The sequence below is a fragment of the Microbacterium sp. NPDC058389 genome, assembly GCF_042722305.1.
Lineage (GTDB): Bacteria > Actinomycetota > Actinomycetes > Actinomycetales > Microbacteriaceae > Microbacterium.
This window is the reverse complement of the sequence record NZ_JBHXJQ010000002.1, coordinates 363,298-384,642: the sequence shown is the minus strand read 5'-3', so window position 1 is coordinate 384,642 and position 21,345 is coordinate 363,298. Positions and strand designations below refer to the sequence as shown.

Annotated in this window: 17 protein-coding genes; 6 read left to right on the top strand and 11 right to left on the bottom strand. The window is 72.1% G+C overall.

Features of this window, described 5'->3' with window-relative positions:
• Positions 1 to 99: 99 nt before the first annotated feature.
• The gene (locus ACFWJ8_RS04615) at positions 100 to 2,181 is read left to right on the top strand and encodes a bifunctional lysylphosphatidylglycerol flippase/synthetase MprF (protein WP_378809458.1); all 2,082 of its coding nucleotides are present in this window, start codon (positions 100 to 102) and stop codon (positions 2,179 to 2,181) included.
• A gap of 12 nt (positions 2,182 to 2,193) precedes the next feature.
• Here ACFWJ8_RS04615 and ACFWJ8_RS04610 read toward each other — a convergent pair whose 3' ends face one another.
• From ACFWJ8_RS04610 to ACFWJ8_RS04585, 6 genes are read right to left on the bottom strand one after another with little or no spacing between them, the layout of a single operon-like run.
• A complete protein-coding gene (locus tag ACFWJ8_RS04610; protein ID WP_378809457.1) occupies positions 2,194 to 3,852 on the bottom strand; it encodes a S8 family serine peptidase in 1,659 nt (552 codons plus the stop codon).
• Positions 3,849 to 5,906 carry a glycosyltransferase gene (locus tag ACFWJ8_RS04605; RefSeq protein ID WP_378809456.1) on the bottom strand — a complete coding sequence of 686 codons (2,058 nt, stop codon included), beginning with the start codon at positions 5,904 to 5,906 and terminating at the stop codon, positions 3,849 to 3,851. The genes ACFWJ8_RS04610 and ACFWJ8_RS04605 overlap by 4 nt, the downstream gene beginning before the upstream one ends.
• Positions 5,903 to 6,475 (bottom strand): acyltransferase, encoded by a 573-nt coding sequence (locus tag ACFWJ8_RS04600; protein WP_378809455.1) that lies wholly within the window; start codon positions 6,473 to 6,475, stop codon positions 5,903 to 5,905. Before ACFWJ8_RS04600 ends, ACFWJ8_RS04605 begins: the two co-directional genes overlap by 4 nt.
• Positions 6,472 to 7,809: a wax ester/triacylglycerol synthase domain-containing protein gene (locus tag ACFWJ8_RS04595; RefSeq protein WP_378809453.1), complete on the bottom strand. Its 1,338-nt coding sequence runs from the start codon at positions 7,807 to 7,809 to the stop codon at positions 6,472 to 6,474. Before ACFWJ8_RS04595 ends, ACFWJ8_RS04600 begins: the two co-directional genes overlap by 4 nt.
• Entirely contained in the window at positions 7,806 to 8,726 is a 921-nt protein-coding gene (locus ACFWJ8_RS04590) for a glycosyltransferase (RefSeq protein ID WP_378809451.1), read from the bottom strand. The genes ACFWJ8_RS04595 and ACFWJ8_RS04590 overlap by 4 nt, the downstream gene beginning before the upstream one ends.
• Entirely contained in the window at positions 8,710 to 9,882 is a 1,173-nt protein-coding gene (locus tag ACFWJ8_RS04585; RefSeq protein WP_378809450.1) for a glycosyltransferase family 4 protein, read from the bottom strand. The genes ACFWJ8_RS04590 and ACFWJ8_RS04585 overlap by 17 nt, the downstream gene beginning before the upstream one ends.
• Before the next feature lie 287 nt (positions 9,883 to 10,169).
• Here ACFWJ8_RS04585 and ACFWJ8_RS04580 point away from each other — a divergent pair, with 287 nt between their 5' ends.
• The 5 genes from ACFWJ8_RS04580 to ACFWJ8_RS04560 are packed head-to-tail and all read left to right on the top strand — an operon-like array spanning position 10,170 to position 16,070.
• Positions 10,170 to 11,069, top strand: a complete 900-nt coding sequence (locus ACFWJ8_RS04580) for a hypothetical protein (protein ID WP_378809449.1) — start codon at positions 10,170 to 10,172, stop codon at positions 11,067 to 11,069.
• Positions 11,070 to 11,081: 12 nt separating this feature from the next.
• Complete coding sequence (locus tag ACFWJ8_RS04575) at positions 11,082 to 12,668, top strand: O-antigen ligase family protein (RefSeq protein ID WP_378809447.1); 1,587 nt, start codon at positions 11,082 to 11,084, stop codon at positions 12,666 to 12,668.
• Entirely contained in the window at positions 12,665 to 13,513 is an 849-nt protein-coding gene (locus ACFWJ8_RS04570) for a glycosyltransferase (RefSeq protein WP_378809445.1), read from the top strand. Before ACFWJ8_RS04575 ends, ACFWJ8_RS04570 begins: the two co-directional genes overlap by 4 nt.
• Complete coding sequence (locus ACFWJ8_RS04565; RefSeq protein ID WP_378809443.1) at positions 13,510 to 15,189, top strand: lipopolysaccharide biosynthesis protein; 1,680 nt, start codon at positions 13,510 to 13,512, stop codon at positions 15,187 to 15,189. The genes ACFWJ8_RS04570 and ACFWJ8_RS04565 overlap by 4 nt, the downstream gene beginning before the upstream one ends.
• Positions 15,186 to 16,070: an SGNH/GDSL hydrolase family protein gene (locus ACFWJ8_RS04560; protein WP_378809442.1), complete on the top strand. Its 885-nt coding sequence runs from the start codon at positions 15,186 to 15,188 to the stop codon at positions 16,068 to 16,070. The genes ACFWJ8_RS04565 and ACFWJ8_RS04560 overlap by 4 nt, the downstream gene beginning before the upstream one ends.
• A 46-nt stretch (positions 16,071 to 16,116) precedes the next feature.
• Here ACFWJ8_RS04560 and ACFWJ8_RS04555 read toward each other — a convergent pair whose 3' ends face one another.
• From ACFWJ8_RS04555 to ACFWJ8_RS04535, 5 genes are all read right to left on the bottom strand, one after another.
• The gene (locus tag ACFWJ8_RS04555) at positions 16,117 to 17,067 is read right to left on the bottom strand and encodes a glycosyltransferase (protein WP_378809440.1); all 951 of its coding nucleotides are present in this window, start codon (positions 17,065 to 17,067) and stop codon (positions 16,117 to 16,119) included.
• A gap of 28 nt (positions 17,068 to 17,095) precedes the next feature.
• Positions 17,096 to 18,535: a sugar transferase gene (locus ACFWJ8_RS04550; RefSeq protein ID WP_378809438.1), complete on the bottom strand. Its 1,440-nt coding sequence runs from the start codon at positions 18,533 to 18,535 to the stop codon at positions 17,096 to 17,098.
• A 244-nt stretch (positions 18,536 to 18,779) separates the two neighbouring features.
• Positions 18,780 to 19,967 (bottom strand): glycosyltransferase, encoded by a 1,188-nt coding sequence (locus ACFWJ8_RS04545; RefSeq protein WP_378809436.1) that lies wholly within the window; start codon positions 19,965 to 19,967, stop codon positions 18,780 to 18,782.
• Entirely contained in the window at positions 19,964 to 20,533 is a 570-nt protein-coding gene (locus ACFWJ8_RS04540) for an acyltransferase (protein ID WP_378809435.1), read from the bottom strand. Before ACFWJ8_RS04540 ends, ACFWJ8_RS04545 begins: the two co-directional genes overlap by 4 nt.
• Positions 20,530 to 21,345, bottom strand: coding sequence for a polysaccharide pyruvyl transferase family protein (locus tag ACFWJ8_RS04535; protein ID WP_378809434.1), 816 nt, complete (start codon positions 21,343 to 21,345; stop codon positions 20,530 to 20,532). The genes ACFWJ8_RS04540 and ACFWJ8_RS04535 overlap by 4 nt, the downstream gene beginning before the upstream one ends.

Here is a 21,345-nt window from a genome sequence, read left to right as displayed (position 1 = left end):
GTCGCCGTGCCGAGTCGTCCCGACGACGTGCCGGGGCGCCCGGGCCCCGATGACCTCGTGCTCCCCCGGCTGCGGGGGTCGCCTCGCTACCCTGAACGCATGAGCGACGCTGCGACGCACACGCAGAGCCCGGTCCTCGCCGTCGTGACGAGGATCCCCGCGACGCTGGCCATGATCGGCGTGATCCTTGTAGTCGGCATCATCTGGCAGGGCCTCTGGCAGCCCTTCGAGGACTCGCCGGTGTTCCCGGTCGTCGCCTACGGGCTGCCGGCCTTCGAGGCCGGTCGCTGGTGGACGCCGTTCACCGGCACGTTCTTCGTGAATCAGCCGTGGGTGTACGCGTTCACGATCACCGGGTTCGTCGGCATGGCCTACCTCGAGTTCCGCCGCGGTTCACGCGTCGCGCTCGCCTACTACTGGGTGGGGCAGCTGTTCGCGATCTGCGCGACGGCGCTGCTGCTCTGGCTGCTGTCGATGCTCCCCTGGGCCTGGGCGGCCACCGAGGCGGCGGCGCTGGACGTCGGTGCCTCGGGCGGAACGATGGCGTGCATCGCCGCCGCCGTCGGACTCTTCCGGGCGCCCTGGCGGGTGCGCGCCTGGCTGGTGCTGCTGGGCACGGTGTTCGTGGCGATGCTGTTCTGGGGTGCGCTGGCAGACCTCGAGCATCTGATGGCCGTACTGCTCATCCTCTTCGTCGACCGGTCGCTGCGCATCCACCGCACCACCATCCGCGAGCAGCGCCTCATCGCGTTCATCGCGGTGCTCGTCCTCGGGGCCGTCGAGGTCATCACGCTCATCGTGCCCACGGACGGTCCGTTCGGCCCCACCGAGCCCGCCTCCGGCGGGTTCATCGACGTCGCAGTCGACGCCGTCGTGATCCTCGTCGTGGCCAACGGCCTGCGTCGAGGGCGTCGGTGGTCGTGGATCGTCGCCATCGTCCTCGCCGCGCTCAACATCCTGACCGCGGCGCTCGTCCTCCTGCTGATCGTCCTCACCAGCGAGCAGCAGCTCGAGGCGACGATCGACGGCGAGACCGAGCTGTCGCTGGCAAGCGGCGTCATGTGGCTGCTGATGCTCGTCTACCTGATCTGGGTGCGTCGCGCGTTCCGGGCCCGTCGGAAGTCGCGCATCGGGCGTCAGCCGGCGCCCACCGTGGACGACGTGGTGGGCATGCTCCACTCCCACGGCGGCGGCACGCTGTCGTGGATGACGACGTGGGAGGGCAACACCTACGCGCGCACCGCCGACGGCATCGTCGCCTACCAGCGACGCAACGGGGTCGCTCTGGCCCTCGCGGACCCGCTCGGACCGGAGGCGTCGCGTGCGGCATCCGTCGGGCAGTTCATCCACGACGCCGAGAGGGCGGGACTGGTGCCGTGCTTCTTCAGCGCGAGCGAGGCCACCCGGGCGGCGGTGCCGTCGTCGTGGCGCAGCCTCGTGGTGGCCGATGACACGATCGTCGACCTCGTGGGCCTGGAGTTCACCGGCAAGCGGTGGAACTCGGTGCGGACGTCGCTGAACCGCGCCGGCCGGGAGGACATGACCTTCCGCATGACGCATCTGAAGGACGAGCCGTGGGGCGTGCAGCAGCAGCTGCGGGCGATCTCGGAACTGTGGGTCGGCGACAAGGACCTGCCCGAGATGGGGTTCACGCTCGGCACGCTCGTCGAGGCCGAGAGTCCCGAGGTGCGACTGGCACTCGCCATCGCCCCGAACGGCGACGTCGACGGATTCCTGTCGTGGCTGCCGGTGTACGGCGGAGACGGTCGCGTCCGCGGCTGGACGCTCGACCTCATGCGCCGGCGCGACGGCGGCTTCGCGCCGGTGATGGAGTACCTCATCGGCTCGTCGGCGAGGCTGTTCTCCGACGAGGGCGCCGAGATCATGTCGCTGTCGGGTGCGCCGCTCGCGCACGACTACCCGCCGGACGCCGGGATGATCGCCGCGCTCAGCGATCGCCTCGCCGACGCGCTGGAGCCCGTCTACGGCTTCCGGTCGCTCCATCGGTTCAAGGAGAAGTTCCACCCGCGCTACGAGACCATGTACCTGCTCTACCGCGACGAGACCGACCTCACCCGCATCGGCGGCGCGCTCACCCGCGCGTTCCTGCCCGACGCGACGCTGCGCCAGTTCGCCGGCGCCGGCCTGGAGCTCGTTCGCGGCGACAGCGGCGGCGACTGACGGCCGCGCGGATCAGTTGCGGATCGTGAACCTCGCGACCGCGCTCGTTCCGACGTTGCCGGCGGCGTCCGTCGCCTTCGCGACCACGGAGTAGTCGCCGTTGGGATACGACTTCGAGTTCACCGTCGCGCGCCATGTGCCGTCCGACTGTCGCGTGGCCACCGCGAGCCGCGTGGTACCCGACCAGTAGGCGACGGAGGATACGCCCACGTCGTCGGACGCCGTCGAGACGACGGCGACAGATCCCGACACCGTGCTGCCCGACACCGGCGAGGTGATGGTGACCGTGGGCGCCGTCCGGTCCGGAGTCGGAGTGGGGGTGGGTGTCGGCGTGGGCGTGGGTGTCGGCGTCGGCGTCGGTGTCGGCGTCGGCGTCGGGCCGCCGGCGGTCGGCACCGTCGACGCGAGATAGCCGTAGTACTTGCCCGAGATCGGCGAGAGCGGGTCCCCCGTGAATCGGTGGCCGCGGGCGGCGGCCGCGGACGCCTGTCCGACGATGATCGACCTCACCTCTGCGGGGCTGCGGCCGGCGCAGGCTCCCTCCGCGTAGCAGTCGAGCACGACGCCGCTCAGGGCGGCCGCCGACATGCTGGTGCCCGACTGGATGACGCCATACCGGTTGCCCTTGAGCGTCGTGTACGGGCACACCCCGGGCGAGGCGACGGTGTGGGCCTGATCCGCCGCCGACACCGCGAAGTTCGAACTCGGGGCGGGCGAGTCGTCGGGTGGCGTCACCGCGCACGGGGGCGAGCCCTTGCCGCCCGGCGCGCCGTCGTAGTCGGCGACATTGGTCGCAGTGAGCACCTCGTCGTACGACGCCGGGACGAAGCCGGCGAGATCCTTGGACGAGTTGGCCGCCGACGCGACGACCACGATGCCCTTCGCGACCACGGCGCACACGGCCTGGTGCAGGACATCACCGTTGGAGTACCCGCAGTTCTGATCGTCCGAGCCCGTCGTGGCCAGGCTGAGGTTGACGACCTTGATCCCGTAGGTCGCCGCATTGTCGGCCACCCAGTCCAGTCCGCACACGATGGTCGACAGCGTTCCGCGGTTGTCGGCATCCAGCACCCGCACCGAGTAGATCGGGGCGCCGGGGGCGACGCCGACCGTGCCGAAGTCGTTGTCGTAGGCGGCGATGTACCCCGAGACGCCCGTCCCGTGACCATTGCCGTCGCGTTCATCGCCGGTGCCGAGGCAGTTGACCCCGCGCACCAGGTTGAAGTCCGAATGGGCGTTGACACCGGAGTCGACCACGGCGACAGCCGGTCCGGTCCACGACGTCGAGCCGTCGCCCGCGCGGACCGGAGGCTCATCGGCCTCGACCGTCCGCACCGAGGCGGGCACCGTCTGGGCCTGCCCCTCGACGGCGACGTCCGCGGTGATGCCGGTGATTCGCCGATCACGTGCGAGGGCTGTCGCCTCGGCCGCGGTCAGCTCCACGGCGAATCCCTGGATCGCGGCCGAGAACCGTCGGTCCACGTCGAGGCCGGCCGCGCGGGCGAGCGCATCGGCGTCGATGCCGTCGGCGATGGACACGACGTAGCGACCGGCCGGCAGCGGCGCGGCCACGGCGGACTGCGGGGCGATGAGCAGCGAGACGACGAGAGCCGCGACGGCGGCGGCCCAGAGTCGAGGGCGCGCAGCCCAGCGTCGGCGGGTGCGGTTCATGTGCGGTCTCCTTCGGTCGTCACGGGATCCTGAGCAGTGCTGCGCCGTCGCGGACGGCTCTGGAACCGCCGGTAGGCGTCCATCGTCTGCGTGGCGATGGCATCCCAGTCCAGCGCCGAGAGGTCGGCGCGCTGAGGCCGCCCGGCGGCGGTCGCCCACGCCAGCGCGTCCGCGAGCTGCGCGGCGTCGAGGTCGCCCCGATACGTGCGGACCCAGTCCGCGCCCAGCTGCTCGCGCAGTTCTCCCATCGCCCCCAGCTCGGGCACGAGGACAGGTCGGTCGGCCGACGAGGCGAGGATCGCCGACCCGGAGTTCTGGATGTCGGTGTACGGCAGGGCGACCAGATCCGCCGCGCCCAGCACCACCGGGATCTCGTCGTCCGGCACGAACCTGAGGTCGAGCACGATGCGGGCATCGCCGGCGGCGGCGGTGCGGATCTCGTCGGCGAGCTCGGGCGGCGACGGCTTGCCCGCGACCAGCAGCGTCGCCTCGACGTCCAGCGCGCGGAACACGCGGATCAGGTGGGGGATGTTCTTGTACGGACGCAGCTGACCCACCGTCGCGATCACCGGATCGTGCTGCGGCAGATCCAGCGCCGCGCGCGCCACGTCGCGCGGCACGCCGAACTCGTAGTCGTCGCGGTAGTGCCCGTGCGGGGTCACGGCGGCGGGGACCTCCCTCAGCGGCGGATACGCGTCGCGTGCGGCATCCACTCCCTGCTGGGTCAGCCCGATGATGCCGTCGACGTTGCTCAGCAGCAGCTTCTCGGCGGCCCGCCGCACCCGCGGGGTCGAGCGGGTCTCGTGCGACGAGACGTTGTGCACGGTCCAGACGAGCACCGTGCCGCGCCGACGCACCGCGCGCAGCGCGCCGTAGAAGATCGCCAGGCGGGCGACGTGGATGCTGCGCCGCGAGCCCGAGAGGAACGACAGGTCGGGCCAGTGCAGGTGCACGACGTCGGTAGGCTGTGCGACCAGCCGCCAGTAGCTGAGGTCGCTGACGCGGGCGCCGCGGCTCTGCAGCGCGCGGTAGAGCCGCCCGGTGTAGGGGTTGGCGCGCTCGGTGCGGAAGGCGGGCTCGGCCTGCACGACGAGTCCCGGCGTCTGCCGCGGCTCGCGCCCGAAGAGCGTGTGCTCGGCGGCAGGGTAGCCTCCCCGCCACGACCGTCGGTGCGTCCACACGTCTCGCCAGGTGCGACGCGAGGCGCCGGTGAGGGTCTCGAGCGCAGCCCTCACTCCCGCCCCGGTCTGCAGCAGCAGCACCCCGGCGAGCGCGAGCGCGGGCGGCCACACGGTCCACAGATAGGTCACCTTGCCGGCCATGACCATCGCCATCTTGCGGCCGCTGGACGCGGTGGACCCGCCGACGTCGTGGCGGATGACGGCGTCGGGCACGACGACGGGACGCAGCCCCCGCGATCGCGCTCGGTGCGAGAACTCGGCGTCCTCGCCGTAGAGGAAGAACCGCTCGTCCATGCCGCCGATCCGTTCCCAGTCCGACCGCCGCACGAGGAGCAGGCACCCGGTGACGACCGGCACCTCTCTCACCGTGTCGCGTGCCCACCCGCCGAGCGACTCCGGGTCGAACACGGGTGATCCGCGCCACAGCGTGGACAGGCCGCTCGCGAAGCAGAGCAGCGACCACAGCGACGGCGCCCCCCAGCACGAGGACGGGTCGAGCGTCCCATCGGCGCGTACGGTGCGTCCGCCGTACACGCCGTTCTCGGGATGCCGCTGCGCGAAGTCCAGCAGCGCCTCGATCGACCCGGGGAACACCGTCGCATCGGGGTTCAGCAGCAGCACGACGTCGCCGTCGGACGAGGCCACACCCAGATTGACCCCGCGTGCGAAGCCGAGGTTCTCACCGGCGTCCACGATCGTCGCCTGCGGATACGCTGCGCGGATCGCCGGGACGCTGCCGTCGGTCGAGCCGTTGTCCACGAGGACGGCCCGCACACCGGGGATCGCCTGTGCGTACAGCGACTCCAGGCACTCGAGCGTGCGTTCGCGGGTGTTGAAGTTGACGATGACGACATCGACGGTCGGACTGCTCACGCCACCTCCCGGGCCGCCGATGAGACGACGGCCGGCGCGGGTGCGACCGCCTCGGGACGCCACCCGATCACCTTCGCCGGCACTCCGCCGACGATCGCATCCGGCGGCACGTCCTTGGTCACGACCGCACCGGCCGCCACGATCGCTCCGTCGCCGATCGTCACACCCGCCAGCACCACCACCCCGACGCCGAGCCACGTCCCCGAGCCGATCACGATGTCCTGCTCGATCTTGGGCTGGTCCATCGGCGGGATCCCCCGCACCATGCCGTAGTCCGACGCGGTGACGGTGACGCGGGGCGCCAGCAGCGCCTTCTCGCCGAGCGTGATGCGTCCGGTGCTGTTGCCCGCCCAGATCGTCGAGTACTCGCCGATGTGGCTGCCCGCGCCGATCGTGATCCGCTCCGCATTGCGGAACGACACGTTCGGCGCGAACGACACCTGCGGGCCGCGGGTCAGCCGGCGCACCTGTGTGACGTGCGCGTAGCCGTAGAAGTGCGCGACCCGCAGCAGGTGGACGTACACCCGGGGGTCCAGCACCGAGCCCAGGGCTCTCAGCGTCCTGTTCATGCGGCCTCCTGAGGATCGGCGTCGCGCTGCTCCGGCGCCCGGCCGGTCTCGGCCACCGGGGCCGGCTCGAGGTCGCGCCGCATGCTGTCGGCCATGCGCGCGACGTCGAGCTCCAGGCGCGAGACGAGCGTGACCGACAGCATCCCGTCGTACACGACGCCGAAGGCCGAGAGCTCGCTGCGGGGGTCGCCGACCGGGAAGACGATGACGCGATTCACCTTCGCCTCGCCGAACCACAGCGGGTCGTCCGACAGCGACATGATCGTGGCGTAGCCGAGCATGCGTCCGTGCGGGGTGTCGGTGCTCTCGCCGCGGAGCTCGTTGCGCACGGTTCCGCGCACCTCCGCCACGCGTTCCGCCAGCGTCGTGCCCGGATCGACGTGCACGCGCGCCATCGAGATGTGGTTGCGCACACCGTCGCCGCTGCCCCGGCGTCGGCGCGAGACGGGCACGAGCATGTCGAGGCCGCGGTCGTCGTCGTCGACGGCGCCGAGGGCGGATGCCACGAGCAGATCGTTGAGGGTCCCCCGCAGCCGCGCGGCCCGGCGGGCTGCCGGTGAGGCGGTCACGTCGAACGCTGCCGCATGCGTGGGCGGCAGCATCCTGTCGCGGAGTCCGGTGCGCGCGATCCACCACTCGCGCAACGGGGCGGCGTTGCGCGAGGCCACGCGCTTGACCCGCTTGACGAACGGCTTGCGCCAGTAATCGTGCCACCCGCCGCGGATCGAGCTCTGCCGCGCGAGGAAGTCCCGCAGCGCGAACGGCGGAATGGCCATCGCGGTGCGCGGCGCCCGCGTGTCGGAGGTCCACCCGGCCACCGCGACGTCGACGGGCTCGGGCTGCGGCGAAGTGAGCCGGCGGATGACGCTGAAGCCCCACTCGCCGTCGCCGACGACGTGATGCATGCGGGCGCCGACCGCGACCTCGCCGGTGTCGAGCACCGCGATGCGCAGGTCCCACAACGGCCGGTCCCGCGGGAGCCCGGGGCCGCCGGCGCCGGTCAGGCGGCGCGCCGTTTCTGCAGTCAGCTCGACCGGATCGTCGTCGAAGGCGACGTGATCGCGGGGTTCGAAGCGCTCGTCGGGGACCCAGGCCGGGGTCGTGACCCCCAGCGGGGAGTCCATGAGCCGCAGTCGCCACTCCGGCACCCGTTCGAGGCATCGGCGCATGTGGGCGTGGACGAGTTCACGGTCGATGCGGCCGTCGGGGCTGAGGAACGGCGCCCCGTCGATCACGAGCACCGCTCCGGCATGCATCGCCGCGTACGCGATGCTGGTGCCGATCTTCTGCTCGTCGAGGGTGCGCACCATGTCGATCGATACGGGTCGTGTCATGCCGGGACTCCTTCCGCGCGCAGCACCGGTGCGTCGTCGTCCGCCCACGGCGGCACGAACCGCTCGCCGACCAGACGCAGCGTGCGGACCTCCCACACGCCGGCGAGCATCCCCGCGAGGAGGGCGCGGTCGGCCGCGGTCGGCGCACCACGGCCTGCCGCCCTCACGATCCGGGCGACCGCACGGCCGGCCAGCCGCCACCCCAGCCGCAGGCCGAGCAGCGGCTCCCGTCGCAGCCACTTGCCTGTCAGGGCGCCGAGCCCCAGCCCGTAGCCGTGGTGCAGCTCGACATACGCCTCTCCCTCGCGCGTGTTCGCGTGGAGCACGACGCAGCGGGCGTCGTGCACCACGTCGGCGCCGGCGCGCAGGATGCGGACGAAGATGTCGAGGTCCTCGGCACCCGCGAGGCGCTGCCCGGCGCCCATCACGTCGTCGAACCCGCCGAGGCGCAGCAGCAGCTCCCGGCGGAACGCCATGACCGCACCGTGACCGGCATCGATGCCCGAGATCGGCGTGCGGTAGCGCTCGGCACGCGAGTACGGCGCGTCGGCGGCCTCGGTGTGGTCGAGCATCCGGCCGGTCGCCGCACCGACGTCGGCGTCGTCGAAGCAGGCGAGCAGCCGCTCGATCCACCCGTCGGTGGGCCGGCAGTCGTCGTCGGTGAAGACCACGATCGGACGAGTGGATGCCGCGATGCCGACGTTGCGCGCCACGCTCAGCCCCCGCCCGGACCGCACGCACGCGACGCCCGCCGCCTCTGCTGCGGACCGGGTGTCGGGTCCGTCGCTCGCGCTGTCCACGACGAGCACCTCGGCGCCCGGGGGCGACGCGGCGAGGATCGCGGCCAGGGCCCCTCGCAGCATCGCGGGGCGATTGCGCGTGCAGACGATGACGGTGATGTCAGACGGCGACGGCACGGGCGCTCCTCGCCGCATCGATGGCGGCCTGGTAGGCGAGCACGAGGTGTTCGCCCGCGCGGTCCCACGACAGTTCCTCGGCGTGCGCGAGCGCCGCGCCGCTCAGCTCCGCGAGCTCGGCGCGATCGGCCGCCAGCCGGTCGAACTGCTGGGTCAGCGCGGCGACGTCGCCCGGGCGGTGGAGCAGGCCGTGCACGCCGTCGTCCATGACCGCACCCGCGGCGGTCGAGACCAGCGGCACGCACCCCATCCCCTGCGCCTCGTAGGTCACGAGCGCACTGCCCTCCTCCACGGTCGGCAGCACGAGCACGTCGGCCGCGGCGAGCGCTGCGTCCACGTCGTCCGCGAAGCCCGCGACCCTCACGCTCGGGTGCTGGAGCTGCGGCTGCAGCAGCCGGGCGTACGCCGGCAGGATCCTTCCCACGATCGTGAAGGTGCCGTCGTTCGCTGCCCGCGAGTCCAGCCAGGCCCGCAAACCGTGATGCAGCCCCTTACGCGGCTCGCCGAGACCCACGTACACCGCCCGCAGCGGGCGCGTATCGGCACCGCGGGCGACGGCGCGACGCGGCGAGGGCCGTCGGCCGTACCGATGACGCAGGACGCGGTGCGGCTCGAACCCGGCGGCGATGAAGGAGTCGGCGACCGCGGCCGACGGGGCCAGCACGCCGGTGACCGCGCCCAGCTCCGCCTCCTCCATCGCGAGGTGCGCCGCGTCGTGGGTGTGGGCGGTCCGCTCCGCGGGATAGCCGAGCGCCTCGATCTCGGCGGCGACGACGCGCCACGCGTGGCGGGTATGGGTGTTCGGGGCCTCTCTGACGGCAGCGATGCCGGCCTCACGCGCGGCCGCGGCGGTGAGTCCGGGGGCCAACGGCCACAGATGCACGACGTCGACCGGCGTCCGCGCGAGCACGCTGCGGGCGACCGTGTCGTGCCAGCGGAAGGCGCGGTCGCGCCCGAGGGCCTTGTGAGGCACCCGGAGGCCCTTCGCCGCCAGCGAGGTCGTGACGGACGCGGCACCGGGCAGCGGGCGGGCGACGCCTGCGGCGACGACATGCACCTCGTGGTCGGCCGAGATGAGCGAGTCGGCCTGATGCCAAGCGGTCGTGCCGATCCCGGGCGTGCCCAGCACGTGCGGAAACGAGAGAAGCACCTGCATGCAGACCCCCCGGTCTCGCAGGCGGAGGGCGGCCCTCCGCCCCTTCGCACGACGCTGAGGTCCAGCGTCTGCCACAAGAGTGGGGTGGAGCGTGCCGGGGGTGCAAGGTCCCCGTGGTCAGTCGCACCGAATTGTCCCAAGCCCTTAACACTCCGGCAACACACCGGCCGCCCGCCGCGCGCACGATGAATGTGGGGCTGTTCCGCACGCGGACGGCATCCACTCCTCATCGCCACGGCGGCGCGCATCCGACGAGTCGCCCTGGGGGGCGAGCAGGGAGCGAGATCATGGTCGTACCCGGTTACCTGAAGGTCCTCTGGAACAGCAAGTGGCTGCTCGCGGTCGGCGTGGTCGTCGCCGCCGTCGCGGCGTTCTTCGCCGGATTCACGATCGTCGACGGCCGCGTGCAGTCGCGTGCGATCGAGCAGTACACGGCCGAGACCACGCTCCTGGTGTCGAGTCCGGCCAGCGACATGTACCAGGCCGTCATCCCCGGCCAGCAGCTCGTCGAGGGCCAGACACAGCCCGAAGAGGCCGACTTGACGTCGAAGACGATCCTCTACGCCTACATCATCAGCGGCACCGACATGCGCCACGACGTGGAGCAGTCCGTCGGCGACTTCGCCGACACCGATGCGCTCACCGCGCTTCGGCGCACGACCCAGCCCGGCGGTGACGAGGCTTTCCCCGGACGCTACTCGCTGCCGATCCTCGCGGTGGTGGGCGCCTCCCTCGACCCGCAGCGGGCGGAGGAGATCTCCGAGACGGCCGCGAGCCTCTTCGTCGCGAACATGGAGGGCGAGCAGGAGAACGCCAAGCTGCCCGACTCGGAACGCGTCGAGGTCACGGTGCTCGACTCGCCGTCCGCGACCGAGGTGGAGGGCTCGAACCCTGCGATCCCGATCGTGCTGACCTTCGTCGGCGTCTTCCTGCTGTTCGTCGTCGCCGCGTTCGTCGTGGCGGGGGTGCGCGGCGGCCGCCGTCGCAGCGCCGAGGCGTCCGCGGAGGCATCCGTCGAACCCGACGGACCCGATGTCGACTCGCCCGCGGCGCCGTCCGCGCGGACGGAGGCCCGTCGCGGTCGGCGTGAGGCGGCGGGTCCCGTCACCGACGCCGAAGCTGACGGCGCCCCGGCACCGGAGGACGACCCTCGGGTCGGTGAGCCCGAACCGGCGCACACGGCCTGAGCCGGGGATCGCATGTCGACCATCGAGGCGCCCCGCGGTCCGACCACGACGACCCCCACGGGTCCCGCGCCGACCGTCCCCGTGGGCCGCGCGACACGGTCACGCGTCGCGCGGCAGGCGGTGGCGGGCGCGATCGTCGCCGTCGTCGCCCTCGCCGCCGTGCTGCTGCTCCCGCCGCTGACCGCCGGCGCGACGCTGCTGACCGTCGCCTTGCTTTTCCTTGCGCGTCGGCTGGTGTTCTCATGGGTCGGCGGCCTCGCCGTCCTCGTCGCGGTGATCATGTTCGTGCCGGTGCGCCGCTACGCCCTGCCGATACCGCTGCCGTTCGCGCTGGAGCCCTACCGCGTCGTGCTCCTGCTGCTGCTGGTGGCCGTCGTCGCAGCCCTCGCGCTGGATCGGACCCGCACCTGGCGGCCGGTCGCGTTCGGCTGGCCCATCGGCATCTTCGTGGCGACCCTGCTCCTGTCGATCATCGTCAACGGCCCCGACCTGGTGGCCGCCGGTCTCGCGTCCACGGCCGCCGGCGCACTGGTGAACTTCCTCGTCCTGCTGTCGACGTTCTACATCGCCCGGCAGCTGCTGACGACCGAGCGGATCGTCCTCGGCCTCATCACCGCGCTCGTGTGGTGCGGCACGATCGTCGCGCTGCTCGCGATCTTCGAGCGGATCACGCGCATCAACCTCTTCTGGCGGCTGAGCACCGTCCTGCCGCTGAAGCTGCTCGCCGACGACAGCGAGACCTTCCGCGCCGGAGGCTTCCGCTCCTACGGTTCGGCGCAGCATCCGATCGCACTGTCGGTCATGCTCGCCATGCTGATCCCGCTCGCGATCTACCTCGCGATGTACGCACGCCGGCCGTACAACGACCTCAGCCGCCGCCTGCTGTACGGCGGGGTCGTGGCGGTGCTGCTGGTCGGCGTCCTCACGGCCGTGTCGCGCACGGCCGTCGTCGTGCTCGCGGTGATGCTGCTGCTGACGCTGCTGCTCCGCCCGTGGCTCGGGGTGACGCTGATCGCCCTGTCGCTGCCGGCGCTCGTCCTCGGGTTCCTCCTCGTGCCCAAGATGTTCGACACGCTCTTCGCCTCGTTCCTCGACGTCGACTCGCTCATCGCCTCGCAGCAGACGTCTGCGGGAATGACGGGCGCCGGGCGTCTCGCCGATCTCGGACCGGCGATGCAGCAGGTGGCCGCCAGCCCGTTCTTCGGGACCGGGATGGGCAGCCGTATCGTCGTGGGCGACGAGGCGAACGCGTTCATCCTCGACAACCAGGTGCTCGGCACCCTCATGGAGTCGGGCGCCGTGGGCGTCGCCGGGCTGGCCGTATTCGTGCTGACGCCGATGATCATGCTCCTGCGGTGGGCGTTCACCGCCGCCCGCGAAGAGCCGCGCTACGCGCTGCTCGCCTTCGCCGTCACCGCCGCGGTCGCCGGCTACACCGCAGCGCTGTTCTTCTACGACGCATTCGGGTTCTACCAGACCTTCTTCGTCCTGTGCCTCCTGCTCGCCGTCGGCGCGTGGCTGCTGACCGAGAGCCCGCCGGCCGCGGCCGCACGGGCCGCGCGGGAGGCCCGGGACGCCCGCACGGAGGTGGCCCGATGACCCGCATGAGCATCGTGATCCCCGCACACGACGAGGGCCCGCTCGTGCGGATCGGACTCGAGCACATGCTCGCCGACGCCGAGCCGGGCGAGTTCGAGGTCGTCGTCGTCGCGAACGGCTGCAGCGACGACACCGCGGATCAGGCGCGTCGCGTCGGCGGCGTCACGGTCGTCGAGATCGATCGCGCCTCGAAGATCCTCGCTCTGAACGCGGGGGATGCCGCGGCCCGCGGCTTTCCGCGGGCCTACGTCGACAGCGACGTGCGGATCTCGACCGCCACCCTGCGCGCCCTGGCCGCGGCGCTGGACGAGACGACGGAGCCGCGGGCCGCCGCTCCGCGGCTCCGTGTCGACACCGCGCGCACCAGCCGGCCGGTGCGCGCCTACTACCGTGTGTGGGCCCTGTCGGACTATCGCGGAGACGGGCACATCGGGTCGGGCGTGTACGCCGTCAACGCGGCCGGCCGCGCGCGCTGGGATGCCTTCCCCGACGTCATCGCCGACGATCGCTTCGTGCAGCAGCGGTTCCGGCCCGCGGAGCGTCGATCTCTCGACGGCGAGGAGTTCGTGGTCGCCGCGTCGAAGGACATGCGCACCCACATCCGGCGCGGCATCCGCATCGAGCGGGGCAACCGCGAGCTCCCCGCCGCCGTCCAGCTCGCCGCGCACGAGCCCGCGCGCCGCCGATACCTGCGACTGCTGGGCAGGGTCGCGGTGCGTCCGGCGCTGTGGGTGTGCCTGCCGTTCTACCTCTACGGGTTCGCCGCCGCGAAGGTGGGTGCCCGGTCCGGCGGCGCGGTGACGTGGTCGAGGGACGATTCGCTGCGCGAGACGGTGCGCGCGTGAATCGCCCCGCGTCGGACCTCAGCAGCCGCGCGTCGCGGGGCGCGGCGCTCACGGCGGGCGGACTGTGGCTGAAGACGCTCATCCAGCTCGCGTCGACGATGGTGCTCGCCCGGCTCCTCGACCAGTCGGACTTCGGCCTCGTCGCCATGATCATGGCGATCGTCGGCGTCGCGGACCTCGTGCGCGACTTCGGACTGACCGGCGCCATCCTGCAGTCGCGCGACCTCACCAGCCGGCAGTGGTCGGGGCTCCTGTGGTTCTCGACGCTGCTGGGGACCGTCCTGATGATCGGCGTCGCGGTCGCCGCGCCGCTGATAGCCGCCCTGTACGGCGAAGAACGCCTGATCATGCTGACGATCGCGATCGCCCCGACGCTGCTGGTCAACGGTCTCGCGATGCCCATGCAGGCCGCCGTCCAGCGCCGGCTGCAGTTCGGCACGCTCGCGATGATCGACGTCGTCTCGATGGCGGTCGGGGTCGCACTGTCGATCGTGGCCGCGCTCCTCGGGTGGGGCGTGTGGTCGCTGGTCGTCCTCGCCGGCGCAGGCCAGGTCTACCGGCTCGTCGCGCTGTGGATCGCCGCCCGGCCGCGGTTCGGACGCCCTCGCATCGGGCGCGACATCCGCCCGTTCGTCAGCACCGGCGGGAGCATCTTCGGGGTGCAACTGCTCAACTACGCCGCACGCAACCTTGACAACGTGATCATCGGCCAGCAGCTCGGACCTGCGGCCCTCGGTCAGTACTCGCGCGCGTACGCGCTGTTCCTGCTGCCCCAGCAGCAGCTGACGGCGCCGCTCGGCCGGGTGGCACTCCCCGTCCTCTCGCGCCTGCAGGACGACGGCGAGCGCTACCGCCGCTACGTGCGCAGCGCTCTCGCCGTGATCGGCTACCTCGCGCTGCCCGCCTACGCGGTCGCCGCCGCCGTGGCCCACCCCCTCATGCTCGTGCTGCTGGGACCGGGATGGGATGCCGCAGCCGACGCGTTCGCCCTGCTCTCGATCGCCGGGGTCGCGCAGGCCGTCGGGAACGTGCAGGGGTGGATGTTCATCAGCCTCGGTCGCGCGCATCGCCAGCTCGTCTACTACCTGATCACCCGGCCGCTGGTGATCGCGGCGTTCTTCGTCGGGATCTGGTGGGCCGGGATGAACGGCCTGGCGCTGCTCTACGGCATCTCGACGGCCGTGCTGCTCGTCCCCGGGTTCGCTGTCGCGATCCGCGGCACCTTCGTCCGGGGGTGGGCCGACGTCGCGGCCCCGCTCGTGCGTCCGGCGATCGTGGCCGCCGCCGTCTTCGCGGCCGCGTGGGCCGCTGCGACCCTCGTCGGCTCATGGCCGGCGCTGCTGCAGGTCGTCGTGGGAGCGGGCGCCGGAGCGGTCGTCCTCGCCGGAGCCGCTGTGGTCCCCGCCTACCGGCGCGATTACGCCATGATGCTCGACTTCGTGCGGAGGGCCCGCAAGCCCGCGGGTGGGGCGGACGCGGCATCCGACTCCCCCGTCGACGCCCCCGCGACGATGCTCGGCGCCGATGAGGTGTCCGCCGGCGAGCTGCAGGCGATCCGCCGCGCCGAGTCCGACGATCCGCTGCCCGGCGGGCCTCCTGCGGCCGGCGACCCCGAGCGGTCCCCCGTCGCTGCCGCGGAGAAGACGGACGGCCCTCGCCACGAGGAGTCGCGGTGACCGCCTGGCGTCGCCGCATCGGCGGCGCGCTGCTCGCGACCGCCCTCGTCGCGGTGGCCTCCGGCTGCTCGGCCGCCGAAGTGCGCGCCGCCCCGACGCCGTCGCCTTCCGCACCGGCTCCGCCGCAGGTCGGATCGATCGTCGTGATCGGGGACTCCATCTCGCTGGGCGTCGCCGCCTGCGGCACGGCGGACGCCTGCGCCGAGGCGTCGTGGGCGATCGGAACGGATCCGGCCGTGGCCTCGATCGCGTCGCGCGTCGCCGAGCTGACCGGGAGCGCTCCGCGTACGGAGGCCGTCGCCCGTCCGGGGGCCCGGATCGCGGATGCCGAAGCCGCACTGCCCACACTGGCCGACAGCGACGCCGACCTCGTGCTCGTGCTCGTCGGCGCGAACGACGCGTGCACGGCATCCGCTGCGAGCATGACCGCTCCCGGGGACTTCGCCGACTCGTACGCGGCGCTCCTGACGGGCGTGAGCGCCGCGCTCCCCGACGCGCGCATCGTCGCCCTGTCGCTGCCCGACCTGCTGCAGCTGTGGCAGCTGGGCAGCACCGACCCCGCGACCGTCCAGGCGTGGAGCCGGAGCCCTTCGTGCCGGTCGCTGCTCCAGAACGCGGCATCCGTCGCGGACGCCGACATCGAGCGGCGTGCCGCGGTCGACGAGCTCGTGACCGCCTACGACGACGCGATCGCTGATGCCTGCGCGGCGATCGTGTCGTGCACATTCGACGCCGGTGCCGTCCACGCCGTGCGATTCGACAGCGACGACGTCTCGACCGTCGACCGCTTCCATCCGTCGCTGCAGGGTCAGGCCAAGCTCGCCGAAGCCGCCTGGTCCGCGGTCGCCGCGGCGATCGACCCGGCTGCGCCCGCCGGCTGATCCCCGCCCCCAGAGGCGGAGGTGCCCGTCGGTGCGCCGGGCGGTGTCAGCCGTCCAGCGCCATGGCGGGGGCCTCGACCTCGACCACCGACCGACGTGCCGCCTCACGCAGGACGTCGGCATCCAGCTCCTCGGGCGCTCGCATGAAGGCGAGCGACCGTCGCTGCATCTCCCGTGCGATCTGCACCTGGTGGTCGTCCACGTGCTCGCGATGGCGGGCCAGGCGCGGCACGAGCACGGGGAACTTGCCCTGCTCGAAGGCGGCGATCGCCGAACCGGTCCCCGAGTGGGCGATCACGACGTCCGCCTCACGCACGGCGGCGTTCAGTTCGTCGTGCGGCACCCGGTCGCGCCCTTCGATGCCCCAGGCCGACACATCCTGGGAACCCACCTGCCACAGCACGTCGTCGCAGTCCGCGAGAAGAGGGACGACCGCGTCGTACAGCCGATCGAACCCGTAACCCTCCTGCGTGCCGACGGTGACGACGGCGCGACGGATGCGGTCGGGAGCGACCGGCGCCGTCGGCCCGGGCGCGAACCCGTCGTAGATCGAGCCCGCGTAGCGCCAGCGTTCGCTCTGCCAGACCGGGTACTGCGTGTAGGTGCGGACCCGCCGGAGCCGCTGCAGGATGCGCCCCGACACGCTGGGTCCCTCGGCGCGGGCCGCGCTCTCGATGTAGTGCGCGCGGGCGCCACCTGCGGCCGCCATCGGCAGGACCGCCACCGCCGGACTCGAACCGGTGCTGAACGCCCGGTCGTAGCGGTGCCGATCGAGCACGCGCGACGCGACGGCCCGGAAGCGCCACAGGCTGCTCAGATCCCGCGGCGCGACGAAGGGCGCGAAGTGCACCTCCCGGCCGGCCAGGAGCGAGGTCGAGAGTCCGTTCTCGAACGTGAGCCACACCTGGTCCTCGGGTGCGACGCCCAGCCGCTCCGCGAGAGTGAAGAGCTGCTTCAGGTGTCCGCCGCCGGAGCACACCATCATCGTCTTCGTCATGTCCGCCTCCTTTGCAGGCGCCGCATCGTCAGTACGCGCCGTCGTGTTTGAAGATCTGCAGCACGGTCCGCAGGATGAGGAGCAGGTCGCCGGTGAACGACCAGTTCTCGACGTAGTAGAGGTCCAGCCGGACGCTCTGCTCCCAGTCCAGATCGCTGCGCCCGCTCACCTGCCACAGCCCCGTGATCCCCGGCTTGGAGAGCAGGCGCCGGGTCTCGTGCCCGGCGTACGCCTCGACCTCGCTCGGCAGCGGCGGCCGCGGACCCACCAGGCTCATGTCGCCGCGCAGCACGTTCCACAGCTGCGGGAGCTCGTCGAGCGAGAACCGTCGGAGCACCCGTCCCACGCGCGTCACGCGGGGATCGTCCTTCATCTTGAAGAGGACGCCGTTGCCGTCCGACTGAGCTGCGAGCTCGGCCCGCCTGCGCTCCGCGTCGACGACCATCGATCGGAACTTGTACATCGTGAAGGACGAGCCGCCCACTCCCACGCGCTCCTGCCGGAAGAACACGGGCCCGCCGTCGCCGAGCCGGATCGCCACGGCGATGACGGCCAGGACCGGCGAAAGGACCAGCAGTCCGACAGAGGTCGCGACCACGTCGAACACGCGCTTGACGGAGTGCGCGAACCCGGAGTACTGCGGCAGCTGGACATGCACCATGGGCAGTCCCACGACAGGGCGCAGGTGGATGCGCGGTCCGGCCACGTCGGTGAGCCGCGAGACGAGGATCAGCTCCGCCTTCGAGTTCTCGAGCTGCCAGCCCAGCTGCCGGATCTGCTCCCGGCCATGCGGCAGGTCGCCGGCGACCATGAGCGCTTTCGTGCGCGAATCGCGTGTGGCGGGCACGACGGCATCGAACTCGACGCGAGGCATTCCCCGCAGCCGCCGGACGACATCCGCGGGCGCGTCCTCGAGCGGCTCGGTGAGCGAGACGGCGACCGGCTTGTACCCGGCGCCGAAGTTCGCCCGCAGCTGCGCGACGACGCGGTCGACATCGAGAGCAGAGCCCACCACCATGGCGCCGGTGAAGCAGCGGCCGTTGCGGCGCAGCGTCATGAGGGAACGCCGCCAGAACAGCCGGTTGGCCAGCAGCAGCACCCAGCCGAGCGGCATCGCCACCGCCACGTAGCCGCGAGCGAAGTCGATCTGCCCGACGTAGCAGAAGATGGCCACGCAGCCGAAGGCGAGCAGGGTCGCGTTCGTCACACGCTGATACTCGGTGAGCCCTTCGCCGACGATCCGCTTGGCCCTGCTCTTCACCGCCCACAGCGACAGCGCCCACAGCACCGCCACCACGACCGCCGCGACCCCGTACGCCGCCGCGGAGGCGGCACGCCATTGCGTCGTGGCGCCGAACCGGACGAAGCTCGCGATCCCGAGCGATGCGGCGATCGCCACGAGGTCGCCGACGAAGATTCCCGTGACGAGCCGCGAGTACCACGCGGCGGCACGCGGCTGCCTCGGCACCGCGGCGGTGCCTGCAGCGACCGCGGGTGACTCGGTCGCTGCCAGTGAATGACCCAGAGAACTCATATGCGACCCCCCGGAAGACGCATGAGTAGCTTCAGGGGCGGCGCTGACCCTATGGAACCGGCGCCCCAGGGCGGCCGGCATGGTGCAGTGGAGCCTTGACGGCGGTCCCGATGCCCGCCGTGGTGGACCTCAGGCTAAGCCGATCGATGGGGCGGCGTCACGGGTCTGCGACCTGGTTTCACACGGCGGGAAGGAACTCTTCACTCCGGTGTAACAAACCGGACCGCAGAGCGAGCGACAGGACCACCTCGTGGCGCGAGGCCCAACTGTGACGATCGATGAAGTCCGTCCGCTCCGCCTCTGTCATGCCGCCCTCGGCCAGGGCGCGGTCCGTGAGAGGACCCATCTCGGCGGTGCTCCCCGCGATGAGGATCCGGGCGTCGGCCCGGCGGATCGGCCCCAGGTCCACCGAGACCACGGGCAGTCCCGCCGCGAGGTACTCGTACACCTTGAGCGGACTCATGGCCTCGGTGAGGGGGGTGCGGCGGTGGGCGACCAGCGACAGCTGGCAGTTGCGCAGCGTCGCGACGAGTTCCCGTCGCCCCATTCCCCCGTGCACATGGACGTTCGGGATGCCGCGCACGCCCGCGACGTACTCCGGGTCGGGCGCCGGGCCCGCGAGGATGATCTGCAGCTCCGGGCGGTCCGCCGCCAGCGCTGCGATGCCCTCGGTGTCCAGCCGCTGGTCCAGCGTTCCGGCGTAGACGGCACGCGGCGTCGGGATCTCCGCCAGCCACGCCGGAGCGGGCGGAGCCTCCCCGCGCCATTCCTCGGGCTCGACGCCGTTGGGCACGACCGCGCGCGGGCCGAGCGGATCGATGCGGTCGATGATCTCCTGCGAGACGGCGGCGACGGCGACCTCGGACTCCCGGATCTGGCGATATGCCGCGCGATAGGCCGGCCAGTACGCCTGTCTCGCCGCGGAGCTCAGCCAGTCGTCGCGCCCGAAGTAGGTGACCGTCGACGCCCACGCGAACGGGCAGAACGCGGCGACCAGCGGATTCGTCGTGATGACGGCGGGCTTGTGGATGCCGAGCGACGCGGCCCGCCTTCGGAGCACCCCGTCGTACCTCCGATACGTCCGCACGATGCGATCGAGGTCGACGGGGTCCGCGCGCGCCAGCCGGGTGGGCGTGACGAGTGCGCGTCGGCGCCCGGTCGGAAAGCCCGGGTCTGCGCGCCGCAGCCGTCTGGACAGCACACTCGGCAGGCTGCGGAAGGGGTTGGCGACGAGCACGCCGTCGACCTGGTCCGCCCCGAGGAGCGTCTGCAGGATCCGGTCGGGCGGGCGCATCATGCCCCGCGCGACGGCATCCGCGTAGGTCTCGTACGAGAAGGTGAAGACGACGTCGCGGGCGGCATTCACGACACGAACTCCCGGATCACGCGCGCAGGTGCCCCCGCCACGACGGTGCGGGCGGGGACGTCGCGCGTCACCACGCTGTTCGCCCCCACCACCGCGCCTTCGCCGATGGTCACGCCCGGCATCACGACCGCGTTCTGTCCGAGCCATGCCCCGCGTCTCACGCGCACGGGCGCGACCCTGGCCAGCGGCTGATCGCGCACGGGCAGCGCCGGATCATCGAATCCGTGCATGTGATCCGCGATGTAGACGCCCCGGGCGATGCCGACCGCCTCCTCGACGACCACCTCCACGACCGCGGCGATCGAGGTCTGGTTCATGCGCACGCGGTCATGGATGTGGATGACCGGTCCGTCCGTGTCCAGGATCGGGACCATGAACCACGACGACGGCCCGATGAGCACGTTGCGTCCCACGGCGACCTTGTGCGGGTTGCCGGCGCGAAAGGGCAGCATGATCCGGCTCCCGCTGCCGAACTCGGCGAAGCCGTTCCGGGCGAACACCGTGAACGCGGCATCGCGGATGCGCTGCACTCCTCCGACCACGACCATGCCGTCGATGCCTCTCATGCCGACCTCCAGACGTCGCGCGGGAATGCTGCCATGAGCCGATCCGCGATCGGCGCCACGTGCAGATCGGGCGCCGGCGCCGCTGCCGCCTGTTCGATCGCCGTCTCCAGGTCAGGGGCGAACTCCGGCAGCGGCCGGCCGGTGCCGCTGAAGTAGTCCTCGTACTTGAACAGCGGCTCGGGCCCGAGCGGACCGTCGCCACGGCTGGCGAGCGGGACGACCGGCACTCCGGCGAGCTCTGCCACGAGGATGCCGTGGAGCGAGGACGCGACGACGACCTCGCTCGCCCGGATCGCGCGGACCACCTCGTGCACAGGCCGTCGCGGGTCGATCGTCGCCGCGTGCGCCGACATCCTTGCGTGGTCGTTGAGGTTGGGGACGATGGTCAGCGGGCGACGCGGCCCCGGATCGTCGGCGAACAGATCGGGCCTGACCAGCTTCAGCAGCAGTGCGGGATCGCCGTAGACCGCGGGCGCGTCGATGCCCTTCTCGTCGCGGAGCCACGCGCGCGTCAGCGGGCCGCGCACGGCGCGCACGTCCAGGGTCGTGAAACGGTGCTGACTCACCGCGATCTTGCCGTTCACGCCGGTGCCCCAGATGACATCGCCGTCGCGCGCCAGGTGCAGGATCGACCCGACGGCCAGCAGGCGCCGGCCGTCGCCGCCGGCGCCGATGGCCTCGCGCCGGCGGATCGCCGCCACGACGAGCGGGCCGATCAGGTCGCCGAAATTGCCGACGCGTGGCCCCACGCGGTACCGCCGCAGCACCGGGATGCGGTTGCGCCGCGGGTTCCAGTGGATCACCTCGACCAT